This is a genomic window from Actinoplanes sp. NPDC049681, assembly GCF_044465265.1.
Lineage (GTDB): Bacteria > Actinomycetota > Actinomycetes > Mycobacteriales > Micromonosporaceae > Actinoplanes.
The window spans coordinates 49,196-67,308 of the sequence record NZ_JBITLP010000008.1; the positions used below are offsets into that span (position 1 = coordinate 49,196).

Genomic DNA, 18,113 nt, shown 5'->3' on the forward strand with positions numbered 1-18,113 from the left:
CCCTGAGCCGGCGGGAATCTTGGAAAACTCGGCACATGCGACTGGCCGGCCTCCTGCTCTGCGGTGTGCTGCTGGCGGGATGCGACGAGGCCGCACCGCCGGCGGTGCCCTCGGTGGCGCCCTCAGCGTTGCCCAGTCCGTCGCCCGGTGCCACACCGAGCAAGCCGGCCCCGAGGTCCGCGCCGCCGGTGAGGCTGCCGGTCGTCACCGTCCCGGTGCTCACGAGCGGCTGGGAGGTGACGGTCTACTACACCGCCGTGGAGGCGTACCACTCCGGCGAGGCCGAGACCGTCACCGGATGCCCGCGGATCGACTGCGCGCACGGCGATCAGGATCTGGGCGCTTACAAGAGCGACTTCGTCGCGGCGGTACGGGAGGAAGGCGCGGGGCGTACGGCCGGTGGCGCGTACCTGAACTGGTCCCACGACGTCGGCTTCTGGCTGGACACCCGGCCGCGGGACACCGGCGGGCGAGCGCTGCGCCCGTTCGTCTCCGCCGCCGCCGACCCGGGTGTGCTGGCCAGGGGCACGCAGTTCCGCATCGCCGACTGCGGCCACGCGGACGACGGCTCCCGGCCCGCGGCGAAGGTCTGCGCCGCGCTGCGCGCCGCCCGGTGGACGGTGACGGACGAGTTCACGCCCGGGCTGGGCGGCAGCAAGCACATCGACGCGTACATCGGCGAGGAGACCGGGCCGGACTTCACGTCCTCGCCCTGGTACCTCACGCTGCAGGGCGCGACGCTGCGGCGCGGATGAGGTCAGGAGGCGTAACGCTGCCGGGCCCGCTCGCGCGCCTTGGCGGCCTCGATCTCCCGGTCGCGCGGCGGCGCGGCGGTCACCAGCTCCTCCAGCAGCGCGCCGGTCGCGGCCGCCACCGCCTCGACCGCCTTGTCGAACGCGGCCTGGTTGCGCTGCGAGGGCTTGGTCGCACCGGCGACCTTGCGGACGTACTGCAGGGCGGCCGCGTGCACCTCGTCGGGCGTTGCCGGGGGCTCGAAGTTGTGCAGCTGGCGGATGTTTCGGCACATGGGCCGAGCGTAGCTCCGCCGGGTAGGTTTCTGCGGTGACCGCCGACCTCCAGGAGCGCCCGACCGGCGCGCCGGCCGCCGATCGACCCCGCCGCTGGGTGGTGCCGCTGCTCGTGCTGGTGCTGCTCGGCCAGATGGCGGCCGTCATGGTCACCACCGCGGTGCAGCAGACCCCGACCATCGACGAGCCGGTGTACGTCGGCACCGCGGTCACCTACCTCGAGCAGCACCGCGTCCGGTACAACCCGGAGCATCCGCCGCTGGGCAAGGAGTTCATGGCGATCGGGCTGGCCTTCGCCTCGCCCCGCCTGGATCCCGCGTTCCGGGGCGACCAGACCGCCCTCGGCCGGCACGTGCTGTACGAGTCCGGCAACGACCCGTACGAGGTGATGCTCCTGGCCCGGCTCCCCATGATCATCCTGACGCTGCTGTTCGGGCTGGTCGTGTTCGCCTTCGCGCGCGACCTCACCGGCGCCGCCGGGGGAGTGCTCGCGCTGGCGCTCTACGCCTTCTCGCCCGACGTCATCGCGCACGGCTCGCTGGCGACGCTGGACGTGCCCGCGATCGGTTTTCTGCTGACCGCCGTCTGGCTCACCTGGCGGGCGCGCGACCGGCCGCTGCGGTATCTGCCGCTCGCGGGCCTCGCGCTGGGTGCTGCCGTCGCGACCCGGATGAGCGTCCTGCCCGCGGTGCCGGTGGTGCTCCTGCTGGCCCTGCTCGCGACGTCCTCGTGGCGGCGCGGGGTGCCGGCGCGGGAACGGCTGCGCGGGGTGGCCCTCGTGGCCGCGGTGGCCGTCGCCGCGGTGCTCGTCGTGTGGCTCAGCTACCTGGTGGTGGATCCCGGGCTGCGGTGGACCGAGCCGGCCGGCACGCCCGTCGTGCACGGCGTACGCGGCCTGCTCACCGGCTGGCTGCCGCTGCCGGAGTCGTACCGCGACGGCATGCGCATCCAGTTCGGCTTCGAGGACTCGACCTTCAGCGGCTTCCTGTTCGGCCGCCACTACCAGGGCTCGCTCTGGTATTACCTGCCCGCCGCGCTGCTGGTGAAGACGCCTCTCGGGATGCTCGTCCTGTGGCTCGCCGGGGCCGTGGCGATGCTCGCGGTGCCCCGGCTGCGCACCGCGGCCCTGTACGTGCTCGTGCTGCCGGCGCTGCTGCTGGCGGTGGCGATGACCGGCGCCCGCGACTTCGGCACCCGGTACGCGATCTTCATGCCGATCTTCCTGGCCGTCGCGGCGGCGGCCGTGGTGGCGCTCCGATGGCGGTGGGCGCACCTCAGCGCGGCGGTGCTCGCGGCCTTCGTGGCGGTCAGCTCGCTGCGGACGTTCCCCTACTACCTGCCGTACTCGAACGAGGCCTTCGGCGGTCCGGCCCGGACCCACCTGCGGCTGCACGACTCGAACGTCGACTGGGGGCAGGACCTGGGGCGCCTCGCCGACCGGCTGCGCGAGAGGTATCCGGGCGAGCCGGTGTGGCTGGTCTACAAGGGCGCCGGGGTGCCGCGGGCGTACGGGATCCAGGCCCGCGATCCGCTACGGGTGCCGGCGGGCGACGTGCACGGCCTGCTCGTGGTCTCGGACAGCTCGATCGCCAAGGCGACCGGCCGGCTGGCGACGCTGCTGGGCGCCAGCGGCGAGCCGATCGACGAGGTCGGTCACTCGATCAGCATCTTCCGCCGCCCGTGATCCCGGCAGGTGGGATTGGCGCAAGATCGTCCGGGTAATCCACCGGCATGAGTGGTGAACGACCCGGCGATCGTACGGAACGCGCGTCGGACCTCATGCACCTCAACGCCATGGCGCTGGAGGAGACCGAGCGGAGCCTGCACGACAACGCCGACGACCGGGCCGACCCCGCGTCGGCGCAGCGGCTGCACCGCCTCGCCGACTCGATGACCGACACGGCGCGGGACATCGCGGACCGGGCACGGGGCCTCGGCGACCCCGCACCCGAGCGCGGACGGCGCTGAGCCGGCCGGCTCAGCCCGCGGTGAGCTCCGCCCGCAGCTTGCTCAGGGCCCGGGCGATGAGCCGGGACACGTGCATCTGCGAGACGCCGATCCGGTCGGCGATGTCCGACTGCGTCATGTTGCCGAAGAAGCGCAGCGACAGGATGGTGCGCTCGCGCTCGTCGAGCGAGGCCATCGCCGGCCCCAGGGCCACCCGCAGCTCGGCCAGCTCCATGTCGTGGTCGTCCTCGCCGAGCATGTCGCCCAGCGAGGTGGCGCCGTCCTCCGTGACCGGCGTCGACAGGCTCTTCGCGCTGTAGGCGCGGGCTCCCTCGAGGCCCTCGAGCACCTCCTCCTCGGTGGTGTTCAGGTGAGCCGCGATGTCCGCGACCGTGGGTGAGCGGCCCAGCGTGTGCACGAGGGCGTTGCTCGCCTCGGTGATCGCCATCCGCAGCTCCTGCAGCCGCCGCGGCACCCGGACCGACCAGGTGCGGTCGCGGAAGTGCCGGCGGATCTCGCCGAGGATGGTGGGGATCGCGAACCCGGCGAACTCGACGCCGCGGTCCGGGTCGAACCGGTCGATCGCCTTGATGAGCCCCACCGTGGCGGTCTGGAGCAGGTCGTCGTCCGGTTCGCCGCGGCCGCTGTAGCGGTGGGCCAGGTGCTGCGCGAGGGGGAGCCAGGCCCGCACGGCCTCGTCCCGCAGCGCCGCCCGGCGCGGCCCGGCGGTAGCCGCGACCATCTGCTGCAGCACCTCGCCGCCGTTTCGCGGCACCCGCGTGGTCATGGTCGTCATTACGCATCCTTTCGCCGACGCGCACGGTGTCTACCCGCCTCCTGACACAATAAACGACGCAAGAATCGACGCAACTCGCGCCGGGCATGATTCGGCGCCGGTCGGGTACGCGCGATCCATGACCGTGAGCGCCAGCGTCACCTTCGTCGGCAACGCGACCACCGTGCTTCGGCTCGGCGAGTTCACCCTGCTCACCGACCCGGCGTTCGGGCCGGCGGGCAGCCGCGTGTACCTCGGCAAGGGCATGTGGACCCGGCGGCTGGTGGACCCGGCGCTGGAGGTGGTCGACGCGGGGGCGCTCGACGCCGTCCTCCTGTCGCACCTGCACGGCGACCACTTCGACCGCGTCGCGCGCCGGGACCTGCCGAACGAGATCCCGATCGTCACCACCGTCCAGGCGCAGCGCCGGCTGAGGCGTTTCCGCTTCACCGCCGCCCAGGGCCTGCCCACCTGGGACAGCACCGAGTGGCGTCGCGGTACGCAGCGCCTGCGGGTCACCGCGGTGCCCGGTAGGCACGGCCCGGGGATCGTCGACAAGCTGCTGCCCGACGTGATGGGCTCGGTGGCCGAACTGGAGGTCGACGGCCGGTGCCGCCTGCGGCTGTACGTCACCGGCGACACGCTCCACGGCCCGCACCTCAGCGAGATCCCGCGCCGGTGCGGCGAGATCGACGCGATGCTCATCCACCTCGGCGGCACCCGGGTGCTCGGGATGCTGCTCACGATGGACGACCGGCAGGGGGTCGCGACCACCCGCCTGATCCGGCCCGGGCTGACGGTGCCCATCCACAACGACGACTACAAGGTCCAGAAGATGCCGCTGTCCACGTACCTGAAGCGGGCGCGCGAGGAAGGCCTCACCGGGATCCGGCCGGTCACCCGGGGCGAGACCCTGGAGCTTCCCGTTCGCGTCTGACGCGGCCAGCATGGGGTGATGGACACCGACTTCCGTGCCGTACCGGACTGGACGGCCGACCAGAACGCGGGTGGCGGGATCGCGGTCGCGGACCTCGACGGCAACGGCTTCCCGGATCTCGTGGTGCTGCGGGTGGACGACCTGCCGGAGCGCAACGCCGCCTTCTTCCGCGTCGGGCGCGGCACCGACGACGACGGCACCGTCGGCGCATGGACCGCGTGGGCGGCGGTGCCGGACTGGACCACCTGGGTCAACGAGGGCGCCGGCGTCGCCGTGGCGGACGTGAGCGGCAACGGGCGTCCGGACCTGGTGATCTTCATGGTGGACGGTGTCCCGGGCGGCGCCAACGCCGGCTGGTACCGCATCGGCTGGGATCTCGGCGTGGACGGGCGGGTCGGCGGATGGTCACCGTGGCAGGCCGTACCCGACTGGTTCCCGTGGGCGAATGCCGGCGCCGACATCACCGTGGCCGATGTGGACGGCGACGGGCGCCCGGACCTGGTGGTGCTCATGGTGGACGCGCCGATCGGCCGGAACCAGGGCTACTACCGCAGCGGCCCGCTGCGGGCCGACGGCACCGTGCCGCAGTGGCGTCCGTGGGCCGCGGTGCCCGACTGGCGGTTCGAGGACAACCAGGGTGCGGGGATCGCGGTCGCCGACCTCGACGGCGACGGTACGCCCGAACTCGTGGTGCTGGCCGTGGACAGCCCACCCGGGCGCAACGGCGGCTACTACAGCGTCGGCTGGCGGCTGGCCGGCGGACGGCCCGCCGACGGGTGGGGCCCGTGGGAGGCCGTACCGGACTGGCGCTTCTGGGAGGGACAGGATGCCGGGGCGGCGGTCGTACCGCTCGGCGCCCGCGGGATGCCCCATCTGGTGGTGCTGACCGTCGACAACCCTCCGGGGCGCAACGACGCCTGGTACCGCGTCCTGGACCTGATGACCGACCTCGCGATGGCCGCGGAGGCGGGTGTCTGGCGGCTGCTCGAGACCGACTCCCGCGTCAACCCGGTGCACGCCGCGTTGCTGCGTACCGGAGACGTCTTGTTCTTCTCCGGATCGGGCAACGACGTCGACCGGCACCGGGAGCAGCGGTATGCGACCGCGGTGTGGCACTATCCGGAGCCGCTGGTGAGCACCCCGCCGACCCCCGCCGACCTGTTCTGCTGCGGGCACGCGTTCCTGCCCGACGGCCGCCTGCTGGCGGCCGGGGGCACGGAACAATACGATCCGTTCATCGGCCTGCGCCAGGCGGTCACGTTCGACCCGGGTGCAGGGTGGACGGCCCAGCCCGCCATGGCGGGCGGTCGCTGGTATCCCACCCTGACGGCCCTGCCGGACGGCCGGATCCTCGCGGTGTCCGGCCTGGACGAGACCAGCCGGCTCAACGTCGTCCCGGAGATCTACACCGACGGGTCCGGCTGGAACGCGCTGCCGCGTTCACCGTCGAACTGGCCGATGTACGCCCACCTGTTCGTCCTCGCCGACGGCCGCATCTACTACAGCGGCGGTCAGTACGGCGGCAACAACGGCGTACGGCCGGCCCTGTGGGACCTCGCGGCCGGCACCGTCACGGACGTCGCCGGCGTGCTGCCCGACCCGGGCCGGCGCAACCAGGCGGCGAGCGTGCTCCTGCCCCCGGCGCAGGACCAGCGCGTCATGCTGATCGGCGGCGGGCCGTCCGACATGCACGACGAGACGGGCGCGACCGCGACCACGGCCATCGCGGACCTCTCCGGGCCCGCCCCCGCCGTGACGGCCGCCGCGCCGCTGGCCATGCGCCGCATGCACCTGTGCGCCACGCTCCTGCCGGACCGGACCGTGCTCGTCAACGGCGGCGCGATGATGGAGGAGAGCGGCGTCGACGCCACCCTGGAGGCCGAGATCTACCACCCCGATCCGGCGGGCGGGCCGGGCCGGTGGACCATGGCGGCGGCCTCCCGGGTGCCGCGGCTCTACCATTCCGTGGCGCTGCTGATGCCCGACGGCAGGGTGATCACGGCCGGGTCCAACCCGGCGCGCCGTACCGAGGAGCTGCGCATCGAGGTCTACTGGCCGCCGTACCTGTTCGCCGGGGAGCGGCCGGCCTGCGTGCCGTCGCGGACGGAGCTGGACCACGGCGGCTCGCTGACGGTGGCGACGCCCGACCCGGACGGCGTCGCCTCGGCGTGCCTCATGCGGCCCGGGGCCACGACCCACTCGATGGACGGCGAGCAGCGGCTGGTCGATCTGCCGCACCGGGTCGCCGGGCCGGGCGAGCTCGTCCTCGACCTGCCGTCGTCACCGGGGATCGCGCCGCCGGGCTGGTACCTGCTCTTCCTGGTCGGCGCGGCTGGTGTGCCCTCGCCCGGGTCGTGGGTGCACCTAAGCTGATCACATGTCCGCACTCGCCGCGGTGGCGGCCGCCGGCATCCCGCACGCCGTCGTGCGGCACGGACCGGTGAGCAGCGTCGCCGAGGCCGCCGCGGCCCAGGGAATGGCCGTCCGCGACCTGGCCAAGACACTGGTGGTACGCCGCGCCGACGACGACTACCTCTTCGTTCTCGTGCCCGGGGACCGGCAGATCTCCTGGCCCAAATTGCGCGCGCTGCTCGGCGTCAACCGGCTCTCCATGCCCGACGCCGCGACCGCCAAGGAGGCCACCGGCTACGAGCGCGGCACGATCACCCCGTTCGGGTCGGCGCGCCCGTGGCCGGTCGTCGCCGACGAGCGGCTGCGCGGGCGGCGGATCAGCCTCGGCGCGGGGGAGCGGGGAGTCGGGCTGCAGGTCGAGGCCGACGATGCGGTCGGCGCGCTCGGCGCCACGTACGCGGATGTGACCGACCCTTCGTGATCGCGCTGTACGCCCGTGCCCGGGCTCGTCGTCGTTCTCGTCGTGTCCGGGCTGGACGCCTGCTGCCGTTCATGCCCGGCGAGTCGACCGTCATCGCCGCCGGCGCCTGGCGGCCGGATCCGGGCGGCCGCACCTCGTGACCCTGATCGCGGCGGCCGCGGCCGGCGCCTACGCCGGGGACTGGTGCGCGTACGGCATCGGCCGGCGCCACACCGGTACGGTCGTCGCGCGCCTGGCACGCGGCCGCCGCTCCCGATCGGTCCACGCCTGGGCGCACCGCCTCCAGCACCAACGCGGCGGAGTCGTGATCCTCTTCGCGCGGTACGTCCCTGGCGGCCGCTCGACCACCGCGGTCGCCGCCGGCGTGGTGGGCTACCCGTCCGGCCGCTTCCACCGCTACACCGCCGTGGCGGTGCTGCTGCGGGCGGCGGAGGCGGCGCTGCTCGGCTACCTGGGCGGCACGGCGTTCGCGGACCGCCCGGTGGGGGGCCTGATGGCCGTCGACGGGTGCGCTGGCCGTGACGGCCGTCGCCGGTCTGCCCGGACGTGCCCGGCGGCGGGGGCCGGGTGTACCCCAACCGCCGCGGGACTCCTTGCCGGCCGTCCGGCCGGACAGTTGAATCGGGGTTGTGGTCTTCCCTGCCGTCCTCGCCGCGCTCGCCGCCTTCTTCGTCCTGCACACGGACGCCGCCGTCATCGCACCACCGCCGGTCGACGCGACGTTCGACTACCAGATCGGCGCCGCGTACGACCCGCCCGCCGGCGTGACGGTGGTCAGCCGTGACCGGGAGGCGCCGGTCGCCCCGGGCATGTACACGATCTGTTACGTCAACGCGTACCAGACCCAGCCGGGCGAGGTCGCCTGGTGGCAGCGCGAGCACGACGACCTGCTGCTGCGCGGCGACGACGGCGAGTACGTCGTGGACGGCGAGTGGAACGAGATCCTGCTGGACGTCTCCACGCCGGCCAAGCGCGAGGCGATCGCGGGCATCGTCGGAGGCTGGATCGACGGCTGCGCCCGGGACGGGTTCCGGGCGGTCGAGCCGGACAACATCGACTCGTACGACCGCTCGGACGGCCGGCTCACCGTCGAGGACTCGATCGCCTACCTGGAGCTGCTCGTCCCGTACGCGCACCGCGCCGGGCTCGCGCTCGGTCAGAAGAACGCCCCCGAACTCGGCACGCGAGGCAGGGATCTCGGCCTCGACTTCGCGATCGCCGAGGACTGCGGGCGCTGGGAAGAGTGCACCGCCTACACCGGCGTGTACGGCCACGTCATCGACGTCGAGTACACCGACGGCGGTTTCCGGAAGGCGTGCCGGGCGGTGGGCGCCGGCGCATCGGTGGTCCGGCGCGACGTGAAGGTGACGGCGCCGGGCAGCGCCACGTACCGGTACGACGCCTGCTGACTCCTAGCGCACCAGCTCGGCCAGCCGGTGCACCGCCGGGTTGGTGGTGTCGCGCGGGTACGCGAGGGCGATGTCGACGGTCGGTGTGGGTGCGGCGAACCGGCGCAGCCGCACCCCGGGCACCTTGAGCGCACGCGCCCGTCCCGCCGGCACGGCCGCGATGGCCGCGCCCTCGGCCACCGCTCGCAGCAGCTGCTCGTCGTCGGGCTCGTGCCGGACCAGGTGGAATCCACCGTCCGGCCAGACCTGGGCGATGGTGCGGTCGTACATGCCTGCGGCGTTCTCCCGCGGCCACATCACGGCCGGCTCGCCCAGGATGTCGGCGCGCTGGATCCGCCGGTGCGCGGCGAGCCGGTGATTTTCCGGTACGGCCAGCAGCAGCTCCTCGCTGTCCACGTGCCGGCAGACCAGCGACGGCTCGTCGATCGGCGGCCGGACGAACGCGGCGTCGAAGCGGCCGGAGAGCAGGCCCGCGACGTTGGGCGCTGTCCAGGCGGTCTCCGGCACCACCTCGACGAGCGGATGCAGCACCCGGAAGCGGGCCACGAGCGCGTCGACGCGCCCGCCGCGCGCGGACCGGGTGTACGCGAGCCGCAGCCGCCCGTCGCGCCCGTGGACCGCCGCCCGGATCCGTGCCGCCGCGGCGTCCACGTCGGCCAGCGCCCGCCCGGCCTCGGCGGCGACCAGGCGGCCGACCTCGGTGAGGGTGCAGCCGCGGGCGTCCCGGCGTACCAGATCCGTGCCGAGCTGCCGCTCGAGCGCGCGGATCTGCTGGCTGAGCGCGGGCTGCGTCAGGTGCAGCCGCGCCGCGGCGCGGGTGAAGTGCAGCTCTTCGGCCAGGATCCGGAACGATCGCAGCCGGTCCAGCTCGGCCCCGGTCATCCGTGCGTCACCCATGCGCCGAGCGTAGGCGGACGGCGGCCGCCGTGGCATAGGCGCTTCTTATGGCCGCTGCGGCGACGGCTATTGGCGGTCGCCGCGCCATGCCGCGCACGATGCCGGCATGACGAATGTGACTGTCCTGGGTGGGGGGATCATCGGGCTCACCGCCGCCGTACGCCTGCAGGAGCGCGGTGCCCGGGTGACGGTGGTGGCCGACCGGCACGCGCTCGCCACCGTCTCGGCGGTCGCCGCGGCGGTCTGGTACCCGACCCACACCGACGGCGGCGAGCGGGTGGACCGGTGGGTCACCCGGACCCGGACGGAGTTGCTGGCCCAGGCCCGGGCGCGAGTGCCGGGTGTGCTGCTGCGCGACACGCGGATGCTGCTGCGGACGCCTGTCGGTGCGCCGCCCTGGTGGGCGCCCGCCGACGCCTCGCTGACGGACGCCCCCGAGCCCTACGCGCAGCAGCTGCGGTTCGTGGCACCGCTGGCGGAGATGGACGTCTACCTGCCGTGGCTGCAGCGCCGGATCACGGCCGCCGGCGGCAGGTTCGTGCGCCGGCGGGTGGCCCGGCCGGAGGACCTGCTGGCCGAGACCCCGGTGGTGGTCCAGGCGACCGGTCTGGCGGCGGCCGACCCCGCCATGGTTCCGGTACGCGGCCAGATCGTGCTCGTGCCCAATCCGGGTCTGCGCCATTCGGTACGCGACGAGGACAACCCGGCCGGCATCACGTACGTCCACCCGCGGCGGCACGACGTCGTGCTGGGTGGCACGTTCGAGGAGGGCCGCGCGGACCTGACGCCGGACGTCGCGTCCCGGGCCGCCATCGTGCGCCGCTGCACCGCCCTGGTGCCGGAGCTGGCCGGCGTGCCGGTGCACGGCGACCGCATCGGGATCCGCCCCGGGCGGCGCGGTGGCCCCCGGGTGGAGGCGGAGGAGGTCGCCGGAGGGCGGATCGTCCACGCGTACGGCCACGGGGGAGCGGGCATGACGATGTCGTGGGGGTGCGCGGACGAGGTGGCGGACCTGGCCCTCGCGTGATCCGGGCAGTGGCGCTCACCACAATCCGATACGAGACCGTTCCGTATTGCTGTGCCGCGGCCTACTGTCGGTCGCGTGATACGGAACAGTTCCGTATCGTAACTCTCGGATCTCGGGGGACCACCACATGGACGTTCCGCAAACGGGACACCCGCGGCGCTGGGCCATTCTCGGCGTGCTCGTCATCAGCCTGCTCGTGGTCGTGCTGGACAACACCGTCCTCAACGTCGCCCTGCGCACCATCGCGGACCCGCAGGCCGGCCTCGGCGCCAGCCAGGGTCAGCTCGAGTGGGCGATCAACTCGTACACCCTCGTCTTCGCCGGCCTGCTCTTCACCGCCGGCATCCTCGCCGACCGGCTCGGCCGGCGCATCACCCTCACCGTCGGGCTCGGGCTCTTCGGCCTCGCCTCGCTGCTGTCGGCGTACGCCCAGTCGGCCGACCAGCTCATCTGGGCCCGCGCCCTCATGGGGCTTGGCGCCGCCGCCGTCATGCCGGCCACCCTGTCGATCATCGCCAACGTGTTCGAGCCGCACGAGCGCGGCCGGGCGATCGGCGTCTGGGCCGGCGCGGTCGGCCTCGGCGTCGCGATCGGCCCCCTCGTCGGCGGCGTGCTGCTCGAGCACTTCTGGTGGGGCTCGGTCTTCCTCATCAACGTACCCGTGGTCATCGCCGGGATCGTCCTGGTCAGCGCCTTGGTCCCCGAGTCGCGCGACCCGCGGCCCGGCCGCATCGACCTGGTCGGCGTGCTGCTGTCGATCCTCGGCCTGACCCTGCTGACGTACGGCGTCATCGAGGGCGGCGAGAACGGCTTCGGCCGGCCCGCCTCCTGGGGCGCGCTGGCCGGCGCGGTCGTGGTGCTCGCCCTCTTCGTGGGCTACGAGCGCCGCATCCCGTTCCCGTCGCTGGACGTACGGTTGTTTACCAACCGGCAGTTCGCCGCCTCGACCGGCATGATCGGCCTGGTCTTCTTCGCGGCCATGGGTTCGATGTTCTTCAGCGCCTTCTACCTGCAGCTGGTCCGCGACAAGGGCCCGCTCGCCTCGGGCGTGCTCTTCGTCCCGTTCGCGGTCGGCCAGATGGTGTTCGCGCCCCGCAGCGCCGCCATGGTGAAGCGCTTCGGCCCCAAGGCGGTCAGCACCGTGGGCCTGCTGCTGGTGGCGGTGAGCCTGGCCGGTTGGCTGGTCATCGACGCCACGACGCCGATCTGGGTCGTCGGCGCCCTGTTCTTCGTCATGGGCGTGGGCATGGCCAACGTCATGCCCCCGGCCACGGAGTCGATCATGGCTGCGCTGCCGCGGGAGAAGGCCGGAGTCGGGTCGGCCGTGAGCAACACCATCCGCCAGGTCGGCGGCGCGCTCGGCGTCGCGGCGCTCGGGGCCGTTCTCTCCTCGGCGTACCGCGACGACATGGCCGGCCCCACGGCCGCGCTGCCTGCCGCCGCCCGCGACGTGGCGAGCGAGTCCATCTCCGGCGCGTACGGTGTCGCGGCGCAGGCCGGGCCCGCGGCGCCCGGGCTGATCCAGAGCGCCAACGACGCGTTCATCTCCGCGATGCACTACGCGTCCATCGGCAGCACGGTGTTCGCGCTCCTCGGGGCGCTGGTCGCGGTGATCTGGCTGCCGGGCAAGCGGCCCGCGCAGGCGCCCGCGGCGACGGCCGCGGAGGGCCTCGCCGAGGAGCAGGGCGTAGAACTGGTCGAGGCGTGACCGCCGCCGTGGCCGGGAAGTGAAGGCTCGGTAACAATGGAACGCATGACGACGGTCAGCGTTGACTCGGGGGCCGACCAGGGCCGCAAGGCACCTGGCCGGCCCCGCGATGCCCGGGCCGCGGAGGCCATCCTCGACGCCGTGACGGCGTTGCTCAGCGAGGGGCAGAGCGCCGACGCGCTCTCCATCGAGGCGGTGGCCGCCCGGGCGGGTGTGGGCAAGGCGACGATCTACCGCCGCTGGCCCAACAAGGAGGCCCTGCTCGTCGACGCGGTGGCCCGCATGAAGGGCCCGCTGCCGGTCCCGGTGGGCGAATCGGTCCGCGACGACCTGATCATGCTGGTCTCCCAGACCCGCAACAAGCGCATGGAGCAGTACGGCAAGGTCACCGCCTGCCTCATGCCGGAGATGGTGAAGAGCCCGGAGATGCACGCGGTCTACCAGGCCGTCATCGAGCCCCGCCGCGAGGTCATGCGCCAGGTTCTCCGGCGCGGCGTCGAGACCGGGGAGCTGCGCGCCGACCTCGACATCGAACTCACCCTGCTCATGCTCACCGGTCCGACCATCGCGCAGAACATGCTCAACTGGAACCCCGGAATCCCGATCGAGGGGTACGCCGAAGCGCTGGTCGACGCCCTCCTGCGAGGCGCGGCCGCCTGAAACCCCTCGCGCTGGGCGGCGACGGCGGTCAGCTGGTCCAGGACCGGCGGAACGGCCCCCGCCACGGCAGTGGCATGCCCGCTTCCCGCCCTCCCGTCAGAGCAGCTCGTCGTCGAGGTCCGCCAGCAGCGTGTCGCCGCTCGCCAGCAGGTCGAGCCACGGACCCGTGCGCGGCAGCTCGTGGTCGAAGAAGTACCTCGCCGCCAGCCGCTTGCCGTCGTAGAACGCACCCTGCTTGCCCGCTGCCGCGACCGCCTGTTCCAGCCACATCCAGGCGATGACGATGTGCCCGGCCGCGTCGAGGTAGGCGGTCGCGTTGGCCAAAGCCTTGCCCGGGTCGCCGGAGGCCCACAGCAGTCGGGTGACCTCGGCGAGCCGCGCGCACGCCGCCTCGAGCGCGCTTGCCATGCCCGAGAGCTCCGGTGGGGCCGCGGCGATCGTCGCGCCGATCGTGCGGAGGAGCAGGGCGAGGCCGGCGCCGCCGTTCATGGTGACCTTGCGGCCGAGCAGGTCCAGCGCCTGAATGCCGTCGGTGCCCTCGTGGATCGGGTTGAGGCGGTTGTCGCGGTAGAACTGCTCGACCGGGTACTCGCGGGTGTAGCCGTACCCGCCGTGGACCTGGATCGCGTAGTCGTCGGCCTTGAGGCACCACTGCGACGGCCACGCCTTGACGATCGGGGTCAGCACGTCCAGGAGCTGCGGGGCGTCCGGGGAGTCGTCGTCGAGGAGCTTGGCCGCGTACAGGATGAGCGCCATGCCTCCCTCGACGTAGGTCTTGGATGCCAGCAGCATCCGGCGCACGTCGGGGTGGCGGATGATCGGCACCGGCGGTGCCGACGGATCCCGGTTCGCGGTCGGGCGGCCCTGCTGACGTTCCCTCGCGTACGCCAGGGCGTGCAGATAGCCGGTGTAACCCAGCGCGACCGCGCCCGCCCCGACGCCGATCCGGGCCTCGTTCATCATGTGGAACATGTACGCGAGCCCGCTGCCCTCCTCACCGACGAGGTAGCCGACCGCCCCGGGCGCTCCCAGCGGCGTGTAGGTGCCGTCGCCGAACGCGAGCACCGCGTTGGTGGTGCCCCGGAAGCCCATCTTGTGATTGAGCCCCGCCAGCACGACGTCGTTGCGTTCCGCGGGAGCCCCGTCCGGCCCGAGCAGATGCTTCGGGACGATGAACAGCGACAGCCCCTTGACACCGGCCGGCGCGCCCGCGACCCGGGCCAGCACCAGGTGCACGATCGTCTCGCTCAGCTCGTGATCACCGGCGGAGATCCACATCTTGCTGCCGGTCAGCCGGTAGACGCCGTCCCCGACCGGCACGGCCCGGGTGGTCACGTCGGCCAGCGACGAACCCGCCTGCGGCTCGGACAGGCACATCGTGCCGGTGAACCGGCCTTCGATCATCGGTCGCGCGAAGGCCTTGACATGCTCCTCCTTCGCGTACGCGAGGAGCAGGTTGACGTTGCCCATCGTGAGCATCGGGTACGCCGACGTGGCGATGTTCGCCGCCTGGAACCACGCGAAGCAGGCCCGCAGCACGACGTGCGGCAACTGCAGGCCGCCGTCCTCCTCGTCGAGTGCCCCACCGAGCAGCCCGGTCTCGCTGAACGCCTTCAGAGCAGCCTTGACCTGGGGGATGACGGTGACGCGCTCGCCGTCGAAGGTGGGCTCGTGCAGGTCGTTCTCGCGGTTGTGGTTCGCGAACTCCCGCTCGGCGATCCGGGCGGAGACCTCGAGGAACGCGTCGAAGGTCTCCCGCGAGTGCTCAGCGAAGCGGGGGCGTTCGGTCAGCGCCTCCACGTCGAGCCACTCGTAGAGCAGGAACTCGAGGTCGCGCTGCGACAGGATGCGGGACATCAGCCGAGCCTAGCGGCTGTACGCCGGGCGAGAAGTGTGGCGAATTCCTCGTTCGGCGTGATGAAATGCCCGGCTTCTCCACCTTGGTGGCCTTGGATCCGGCCCGCTCGCCCGCCACGACCACCGGTCGGCGCGCTTCGACACCGAGCCGCAGCCGCATACTCGCCACCGGCGGGACCCTCGTGAACGGCGGACATGGGCGACCTTCCCCTCAGTTCTTGCCGGCTGGGTCCGACAGGTTGCGGGCGGTGATCTCCACGCCCGCGGTCCGGAGCCGGTCGACCAGGGCGTCGCCCATCGCGGTGGCGGGTGTGAGCACCCCGCCTTCCGACGGCGGCAGGGAGTCCCGGTCGGCCGCGAGGGCCAGGGCCGCCTCCCCGAGCATCAGCGCCGTGGCCGCGTACCCGGGATCGCCCTTGGCCCGGAAGCGGGCCGTGTAGCGCGCACCGGTGGTGGTCCGGGTGTACAGGTCGATCGTGAAGTGGCCCTCACGGCGGGCTTGCTCGCTCGGCCCCTCGCCGGGCTTGGGCAGGATGCGGTCCAGCACGAACCGCGTCGGCGGCAGCGAGAGCCCGACGACGAGCGCCGCCAGGCCGGCCTTCGTGCCCGCCGCGATCAGCGGGGACAGCGGCGAGGTGCCGACACTCATGACTTCGCGGTAACGGAACCTCCGCCCGTACGCGTACTGCCGCAGCGCGTTGGTCCGCCGCACGATCCGGGTGTTGTAGGACGCCATCACGAACGGGGCGAGGTTGCCCCGGAGGGTGGGATCGACCTCGGCGCCGCGCAGCGAGACGTGGTCCTCCTGCCGGCCGACGTCGGGCTCGGCGGCTCGATCCGGGCTCAACGAGTAAGGACTGGCGGCGATCCGTTTCAGGTCACGGTCCCTGCGCACCACGTCGAGCTGATGGCGCATCGAGTCGATGGTGCCGCCGCTGAACCCGCCCCGCAGGCTGGTGACGACGAGCGTGGTGTCGGTCAACTCGCCGGCGCCGTCGGCGGCCACCCGCTGGTGCAGGACGTGCACGCCGAGGTCGGACGGGATGGAGTCGAAGCCGCAGGAGTGCACGATCCGGGCACCGGTCGAGCGGGCGAGCTCGTGGTTCTCGTCGATACTCTGCCGCACGAAGAGGACCTCGCCCGTCAGGTCGGCGTAATCGGTTCCCGCGGCGGCGCAGGCATGGGCGAGAGCACGGCCGTACTTCGCATACGGCCCGACGGTGGTGACCACCACGCGAGCGGAGCCCGCCATGGCAGCAAGCGCATCGGCGTCGCTCGCATCGGCGACGATGACGGGCCAGTCGACACCGAGTCGCTGTCGCAGGGAGGCGAGCCGCTCGCCGGACCGGCCGGCCAGCGCGATGCGGACGCCGTCGGGGGAGTGACCGGCCAGATACTCGGCAACGAGCGCACCGACGAAACCCGTGGCGCCGTAGACGACGATGTCATGATCTCTCATGCCGGTCGATTGTGCGGCATCCCCCGCGTCCTCGCCGAGCGGTGATCCGGGTGCCATCAGGAACGGACCGTCAATCTCGCCACCGGGAACTTGCGGTCGGTCTTCTTCTCGTATTCGGCGGCGTCGGGCCAGTAATCCCGCCAGATGCCGTAGAGACGTTCCCAATCCGGCTCTGCGGGCCGGACCACCGAGTGGTCGGCCTGCACGGTGTCGGCGCCCACCTCGATGGTCACCGGCCCGTTCATCGCCTCGAGGTTGGCCACCCATTGCGGATCCTCGGGAGCGCCGCCCAGACTGCCGCAGACCACGTAGGCGTCACCGTCCGGGGCTGCCACGAGGGGGTTCACGTGTTCCTGGCCGGAGCGCCGGCCGATCGTGTGCAGCAGCACCAGAGTTTTGCCCTCCCAATGGCCGCCCATGACGCCGTTCTGGCGGCGGAACGTCTCTATCACCGTGTCGTTGAACGACGCCATCGCAGATCGCCTCACTTCCGGGGATGTTCCGGACAAGAATCTACTCCGGACGATGAAGACTGATTCTTACCAAGTCGCGACCGGTCCGATCGGGGTGTTGCTCGCTGCACCCGGCCCGAGGTGCGGATGGCGTAACGGGCTCGTCTCCCGCCACGACTGCTCCGGCACGGCCGAGAACTCTCATCCGCGGCATCGGTCTGTCGACCCACAGATCGCGGCGAGCGCCATGGCCGAGAATCCGTGCCCGCTCACCGACCGCGAGCTGGAGGTCTCGCGCATCGCGCGTACCGGCGCAACGGTGGCGGCCATCGCCGCGAGCGTCCATCTCGCGCCGGGCACGGTACGCACCTACCTGTGACACGCCGTGACGAAGCTGAACGCGGCACCCCGCCACGCCGCCGCACACGATGCCTGGGACGAGGGATGGAGCTGATGATGTCGTGAGCCCGGCGTAGCGAAGGCCGCCGTAGGGCTGCTGTTGCCCGCGCAGCGCCGACCCGGTGCGTTGCACCCCGCCGCCTGCCTCGAGCGCTGACCGGGTGCGCAACTGCGCCGTGTGCCCGCCCAGCGCTGATGAGTGCACCGCAATGCGCCGCCAGCGCGCACGGGTGCGTTGTGGAAGGGTCCGCCCAGCCCACGACGCCCCCCGAGTGCATCGGATGGGGGAGAAGGGGGTGGGGTCCAGCCGAGCTGGGTATGCAATGGCGCAACCACCCAGCTCACAGGGAGATCAGACAGATGCTGTTCGCACTCCTTCGCCGTTACGTCGTGATGGCCGTCGCAATCCCGCTCGCCGCCGCGGGCGCCCGCAAGCTGAGCGACGCCGTCGAGGCGCGGCGCGGGCCGAGCCGCGGCACTCGCCTGCTGCGTCGCGGCGCGGACACGCTGCAGGGACATTTCGGGCGTCAGAAGAAGCGCCGTCGTTTCGCCTTCGGCCGCTGATCACAGCCTCCCCGTCGTAACCCGGCAGGGGTGCCGGCGCCCCCAGGCGTGAGCGGAATCAGAACCGCCGGCTGGCGCGGCTGCTCCAGGTCGGGGCGCCGGCCCCCGCAGGCCTGAGCCGACTCGGGACCGCCGGCCGGCGCGGCTCTTCCGCGCCGAGG

At 72.7% G+C, this 18,113-nt stretch carries 18 protein-coding genes and 1 pseudogene; 13 read left to right on the forward strand and 6 right to left on the reverse strand.

Annotated elements, in window-relative coordinates:
* Positions 1 to 35: 35 nt before the first annotated feature.
* Positions 36 to 755: a hypothetical protein gene (locus ACIBO8_RS27825; RefSeq protein ID WP_396118274.1), complete on the forward strand. Its 720-nt coding sequence runs from the start codon at positions 36 to 38 to the stop codon at positions 753 to 755.
* 2 nt (positions 756 to 757) lie between these two features.
* On the opposite strand, the gene ACIBO8_RS27830 is transcribed toward ACIBO8_RS27825, so the two are convergent.
* Positions 758 to 1,027 (reverse strand): DUF2277 domain-containing protein, encoded by a 270-nt coding sequence (locus ACIBO8_RS27830; RefSeq protein ID WP_396118275.1) that lies wholly within the window; start codon positions 1,025 to 1,027, stop codon positions 758 to 760.
* 35 nt (positions 1,028 to 1,062) lie between these two features.
* Here ACIBO8_RS27830 and ACIBO8_RS27835 point away from each other — a divergent pair, with 35 nt between their 5' ends.
* Both ACIBO8_RS27835 and ACIBO8_RS27840 read left to right on the forward strand, forming a co-directional pair.
* Positions 1,063 to 2,712, forward strand: coding sequence for a glycosyltransferase family 39 protein (locus ACIBO8_RS27835; protein ID WP_396118276.1), 1,650 nt, complete (start codon positions 1,063 to 1,065; stop codon positions 2,710 to 2,712).
* Between the two features lie 47 nt (positions 2,713 to 2,759).
* On the forward strand, positions 2,760 to 2,996 hold the full coding sequence (locus tag ACIBO8_RS27840) for a hypothetical protein (RefSeq protein ID WP_396118277.1): 237 nt from the start codon (positions 2,760 to 2,762) through the stop codon (positions 2,994 to 2,996).
* A 10-nt stretch (positions 2,997 to 3,006) separates the two neighbouring features.
* Here the strand turns inward: ACIBO8_RS27840 and ACIBO8_RS27845 are convergent, their stop codons facing one another.
* Complete coding sequence (locus ACIBO8_RS27845; RefSeq protein WP_396118278.1) at positions 3,007 to 3,771, reverse strand: SigB/SigF/SigG family RNA polymerase sigma factor; 765 nt, start codon at positions 3,769 to 3,771, stop codon at positions 3,007 to 3,009.
* Between the two features lie 118 nt (positions 3,772 to 3,889).
* Here ACIBO8_RS27845 and ACIBO8_RS27850 point away from each other — a divergent pair, with 118 nt between their 5' ends.
* From ACIBO8_RS27850 to ACIBO8_RS27870, 5 genes and pseudogenes are all read left to right on the forward strand, one after another.
* Entirely contained in the window at positions 3,890 to 4,687 is a 798-nt protein-coding gene (locus tag ACIBO8_RS27850; RefSeq protein ID WP_396118279.1) for an MBL fold metallo-hydrolase, read from the forward strand.
* 18 nt (positions 4,688 to 4,705) lie between these two features.
* Positions 4,706 to 7,060 (forward strand): galactose oxidase-like domain-containing protein, encoded by a 2,355-nt coding sequence (locus ACIBO8_RS27855; RefSeq protein ID WP_396118280.1) that lies wholly within the window; start codon positions 4,706 to 4,708, stop codon positions 7,058 to 7,060.
* A 4-nt stretch (positions 7,061 to 7,064) separates the two neighbouring features.
* Entirely contained in the window at positions 7,065 to 7,520 is a 456-nt protein-coding gene (locus ACIBO8_RS27860; protein ID WP_396118281.1) for an aminoacyl-tRNA deacylase, read from the forward strand.
* Between the two features lie 136 nt (positions 7,521 to 7,656).
* Positions 7,657 to 7,959: pseudogene (locus ACIBO8_RS27865) on the forward strand (DedA family protein); the annotation flags it as partial.
* 190 nt (positions 7,960 to 8,149) lie between these two features.
* Positions 8,150 to 8,929: an endo alpha-1,4 polygalactosaminidase gene (locus tag ACIBO8_RS27870; protein ID WP_396118282.1), complete on the forward strand. Its 780-nt coding sequence runs from the start codon at positions 8,150 to 8,152 to the stop codon at positions 8,927 to 8,929.
* A 3-nt stretch (positions 8,930 to 8,932) separates the two neighbouring features.
* Here ACIBO8_RS27870 and ACIBO8_RS27875 read toward each other — a convergent pair whose 3' ends face one another.
* Complete coding sequence (locus ACIBO8_RS27875; protein ID WP_396118283.1) at positions 8,933 to 9,826, reverse strand: LysR substrate-binding domain-containing protein; 894 nt, start codon at positions 9,824 to 9,826, stop codon at positions 8,933 to 8,935.
* Positions 9,827 to 9,932: 106 nt separating this feature from the next.
* Here ACIBO8_RS27875 and ACIBO8_RS27880 point away from each other — a divergent pair, with 106 nt between their 5' ends.
* The 3 genes from ACIBO8_RS27880 (at position 9,933) to ACIBO8_RS27890 (ending at position 13,221) form a co-directional block, all read left to right on the forward strand.
* Positions 9,933 to 10,853, forward strand: a complete 921-nt coding sequence (locus ACIBO8_RS27880; protein ID WP_396118284.1) for an FAD-dependent oxidoreductase — start codon at positions 9,933 to 9,935, stop codon at positions 10,851 to 10,853.
* 127 nt (positions 10,854 to 10,980) lie between these two features.
* Complete coding sequence (locus ACIBO8_RS27885; protein ID WP_396118285.1) at positions 10,981 to 12,561, forward strand: MFS transporter; 1,581 nt, start codon at positions 10,981 to 10,983, stop codon at positions 12,559 to 12,561.
* A gap of 36 nt (positions 12,562 to 12,597) precedes the next feature.
* On the forward strand, positions 12,598 to 13,221 hold the full coding sequence (locus ACIBO8_RS27890) for a TetR/AcrR family transcriptional regulator (RefSeq protein WP_396118286.1): 624 nt from the start codon (positions 12,598 to 12,600) through the stop codon (positions 13,219 to 13,221).
* A 96-nt stretch (positions 13,222 to 13,317) separates the two neighbouring features.
* Here ACIBO8_RS27890 and ACIBO8_RS27895 read toward each other — a convergent pair whose 3' ends face one another.
* The 3 genes from ACIBO8_RS27895 to ACIBO8_RS27905 form a co-directional block, all read right to left on the reverse strand.
* Complete coding sequence (locus tag ACIBO8_RS27895; protein WP_396118287.1) at positions 13,318 to 15,078, reverse strand: acyl-CoA dehydrogenase; 1,761 nt, start codon at positions 15,076 to 15,078, stop codon at positions 13,318 to 13,320.
* A gap of 211 nt (positions 15,079 to 15,289) precedes the next feature.
* Positions 15,290 to 16,537 carry a saccharopine dehydrogenase family protein gene (locus tag ACIBO8_RS27900; RefSeq protein ID WP_396118288.1) on the reverse strand — a complete coding sequence of 416 codons (1,248 nt, stop codon included), beginning with the start codon at positions 16,535 to 16,537 and terminating at the stop codon, positions 15,290 to 15,292.
* Positions 16,538 to 16,593: 56 nt separating this feature from the next.
* Entirely contained in the window at positions 16,594 to 17,010 is a 417-nt protein-coding gene (locus tag ACIBO8_RS27905; protein ID WP_396118289.1) for a nitroreductase/quinone reductase family protein, read from the reverse strand.
* Positions 17,011 to 17,236: 226 nt separating this feature from the next.
* On the opposite strand from ACIBO8_RS27905, the gene ACIBO8_RS27910 reads away from it, so the two are divergent.
* Both ACIBO8_RS27910 and ACIBO8_RS27915 read left to right on the forward strand, forming a co-directional pair.
* The gene (locus tag ACIBO8_RS27910) at positions 17,237 to 17,368 is read left to right on the forward strand and encodes a LuxR C-terminal-related transcriptional regulator (RefSeq protein WP_396118290.1); all 132 of its coding nucleotides are present in this window, start codon (positions 17,237 to 17,239) and stop codon (positions 17,366 to 17,368) included.
* Positions 17,369 to 17,748: 380 nt separating this feature from the next.
* Positions 17,749 to 17,952: a hypothetical protein gene (locus tag ACIBO8_RS27915; protein WP_364709198.1), complete on the forward strand. Its 204-nt coding sequence runs from the start codon at positions 17,749 to 17,751 to the stop codon at positions 17,950 to 17,952.
* Positions 17,953 to 18,113 lie beyond the last annotated feature (161 nt).

Coding starts and splice junctions, on each gene's coding strand:
- ACIBO8_RS27915 (WP_364709198.1), top strand. CDS start 17,749: ATGCTGTTCGCACTCCTTCGCCGTTACGTCGTGATGGCCGTCGCAATC.
- ACIBO8_RS27845 (WP_396118278.1), bottom strand. CDS start 3,771: ATGACGACCATGACCACGCGGGTGCCGCGAAACGGCGGCGAGGTGCTG.
- ACIBO8_RS27860 (WP_396118281.1), top strand. CDS start 7,065: ATGTCCGCACTCGCCGCGGTGGCGGCCGCCGGCATCCCGCACGCCGTC.
- ACIBO8_RS27825 (WP_396118274.1), top strand. CDS start 36: ATGCGACTGGCCGGCCTCCTGCTCTGCGGTGTGCTGCTGGCGGGATGC.
- ACIBO8_RS27885 (WP_396118285.1), top strand. CDS start 10,981: ATGGACGTTCCGCAAACGGGACACCCGCGGCGCTGGGCCATTCTCGGC.
- ACIBO8_RS27900 (WP_396118288.1), bottom strand. CDS start 16,537: ATGAGAGATCATGACATCGTCGTCTACGGCGCCACGGGTTTCGTCGGT.
- ACIBO8_RS27840 (WP_396118277.1), top strand. CDS start 2,760: ATGAGTGGTGAACGACCCGGCGATCGTACGGAACGCGCGTCGGACCTC.
- ACIBO8_RS27890 (WP_396118286.1), top strand. CDS start 12,598: ATGGAACGCATGACGACGGTCAGCGTTGACTCGGGGGCCGACCAGGGC.
- ACIBO8_RS27855 (WP_396118280.1), top strand. CDS start 4,706: ATGGACACCGACTTCCGTGCCGTACCGGACTGGACGGCCGACCAGAAC.
- ACIBO8_RS27830 (WP_396118275.1), bottom strand. CDS start 1,027: ATGTGCCGAAACATCCGCCAGCTGCACAACTTCGAGCCCCCGGCAACG.
- ACIBO8_RS27895 (WP_396118287.1), bottom strand. CDS start 15,078: ATGTCCCGCATCCTGTCGCAGCGCGACCTCGAGTTCCTGCTCTACGAG.
- ACIBO8_RS27910 (WP_396118290.1), top strand. CDS start 17,237: ATGGCCGAGAATCCGTGCCCGCTCACCGACCGCGAGCTGGAGGTCTCG.
- ACIBO8_RS27905 (WP_396118289.1), bottom strand. CDS start 17,010: ATGGCGTCGTTCAACGACACGGTGATAGAGACGTTCCGCCGCCAGAAC.
- ACIBO8_RS27850 (WP_396118279.1), top strand. CDS start 3,890: ATGACCGTGAGCGCCAGCGTCACCTTCGTCGGCAACGCGACCACCGTG.
- ACIBO8_RS27880 (WP_396118284.1), top strand. CDS start 9,933: ATGACGAATGTGACTGTCCTGGGTGGGGGGATCATCGGGCTCACCGCC.
- ACIBO8_RS27875 (WP_396118283.1), bottom strand. CDS start 9,826: ATGGGTGACGCACGGATGACCGGGGCCGAGCTGGACCGGCTGCGATCG.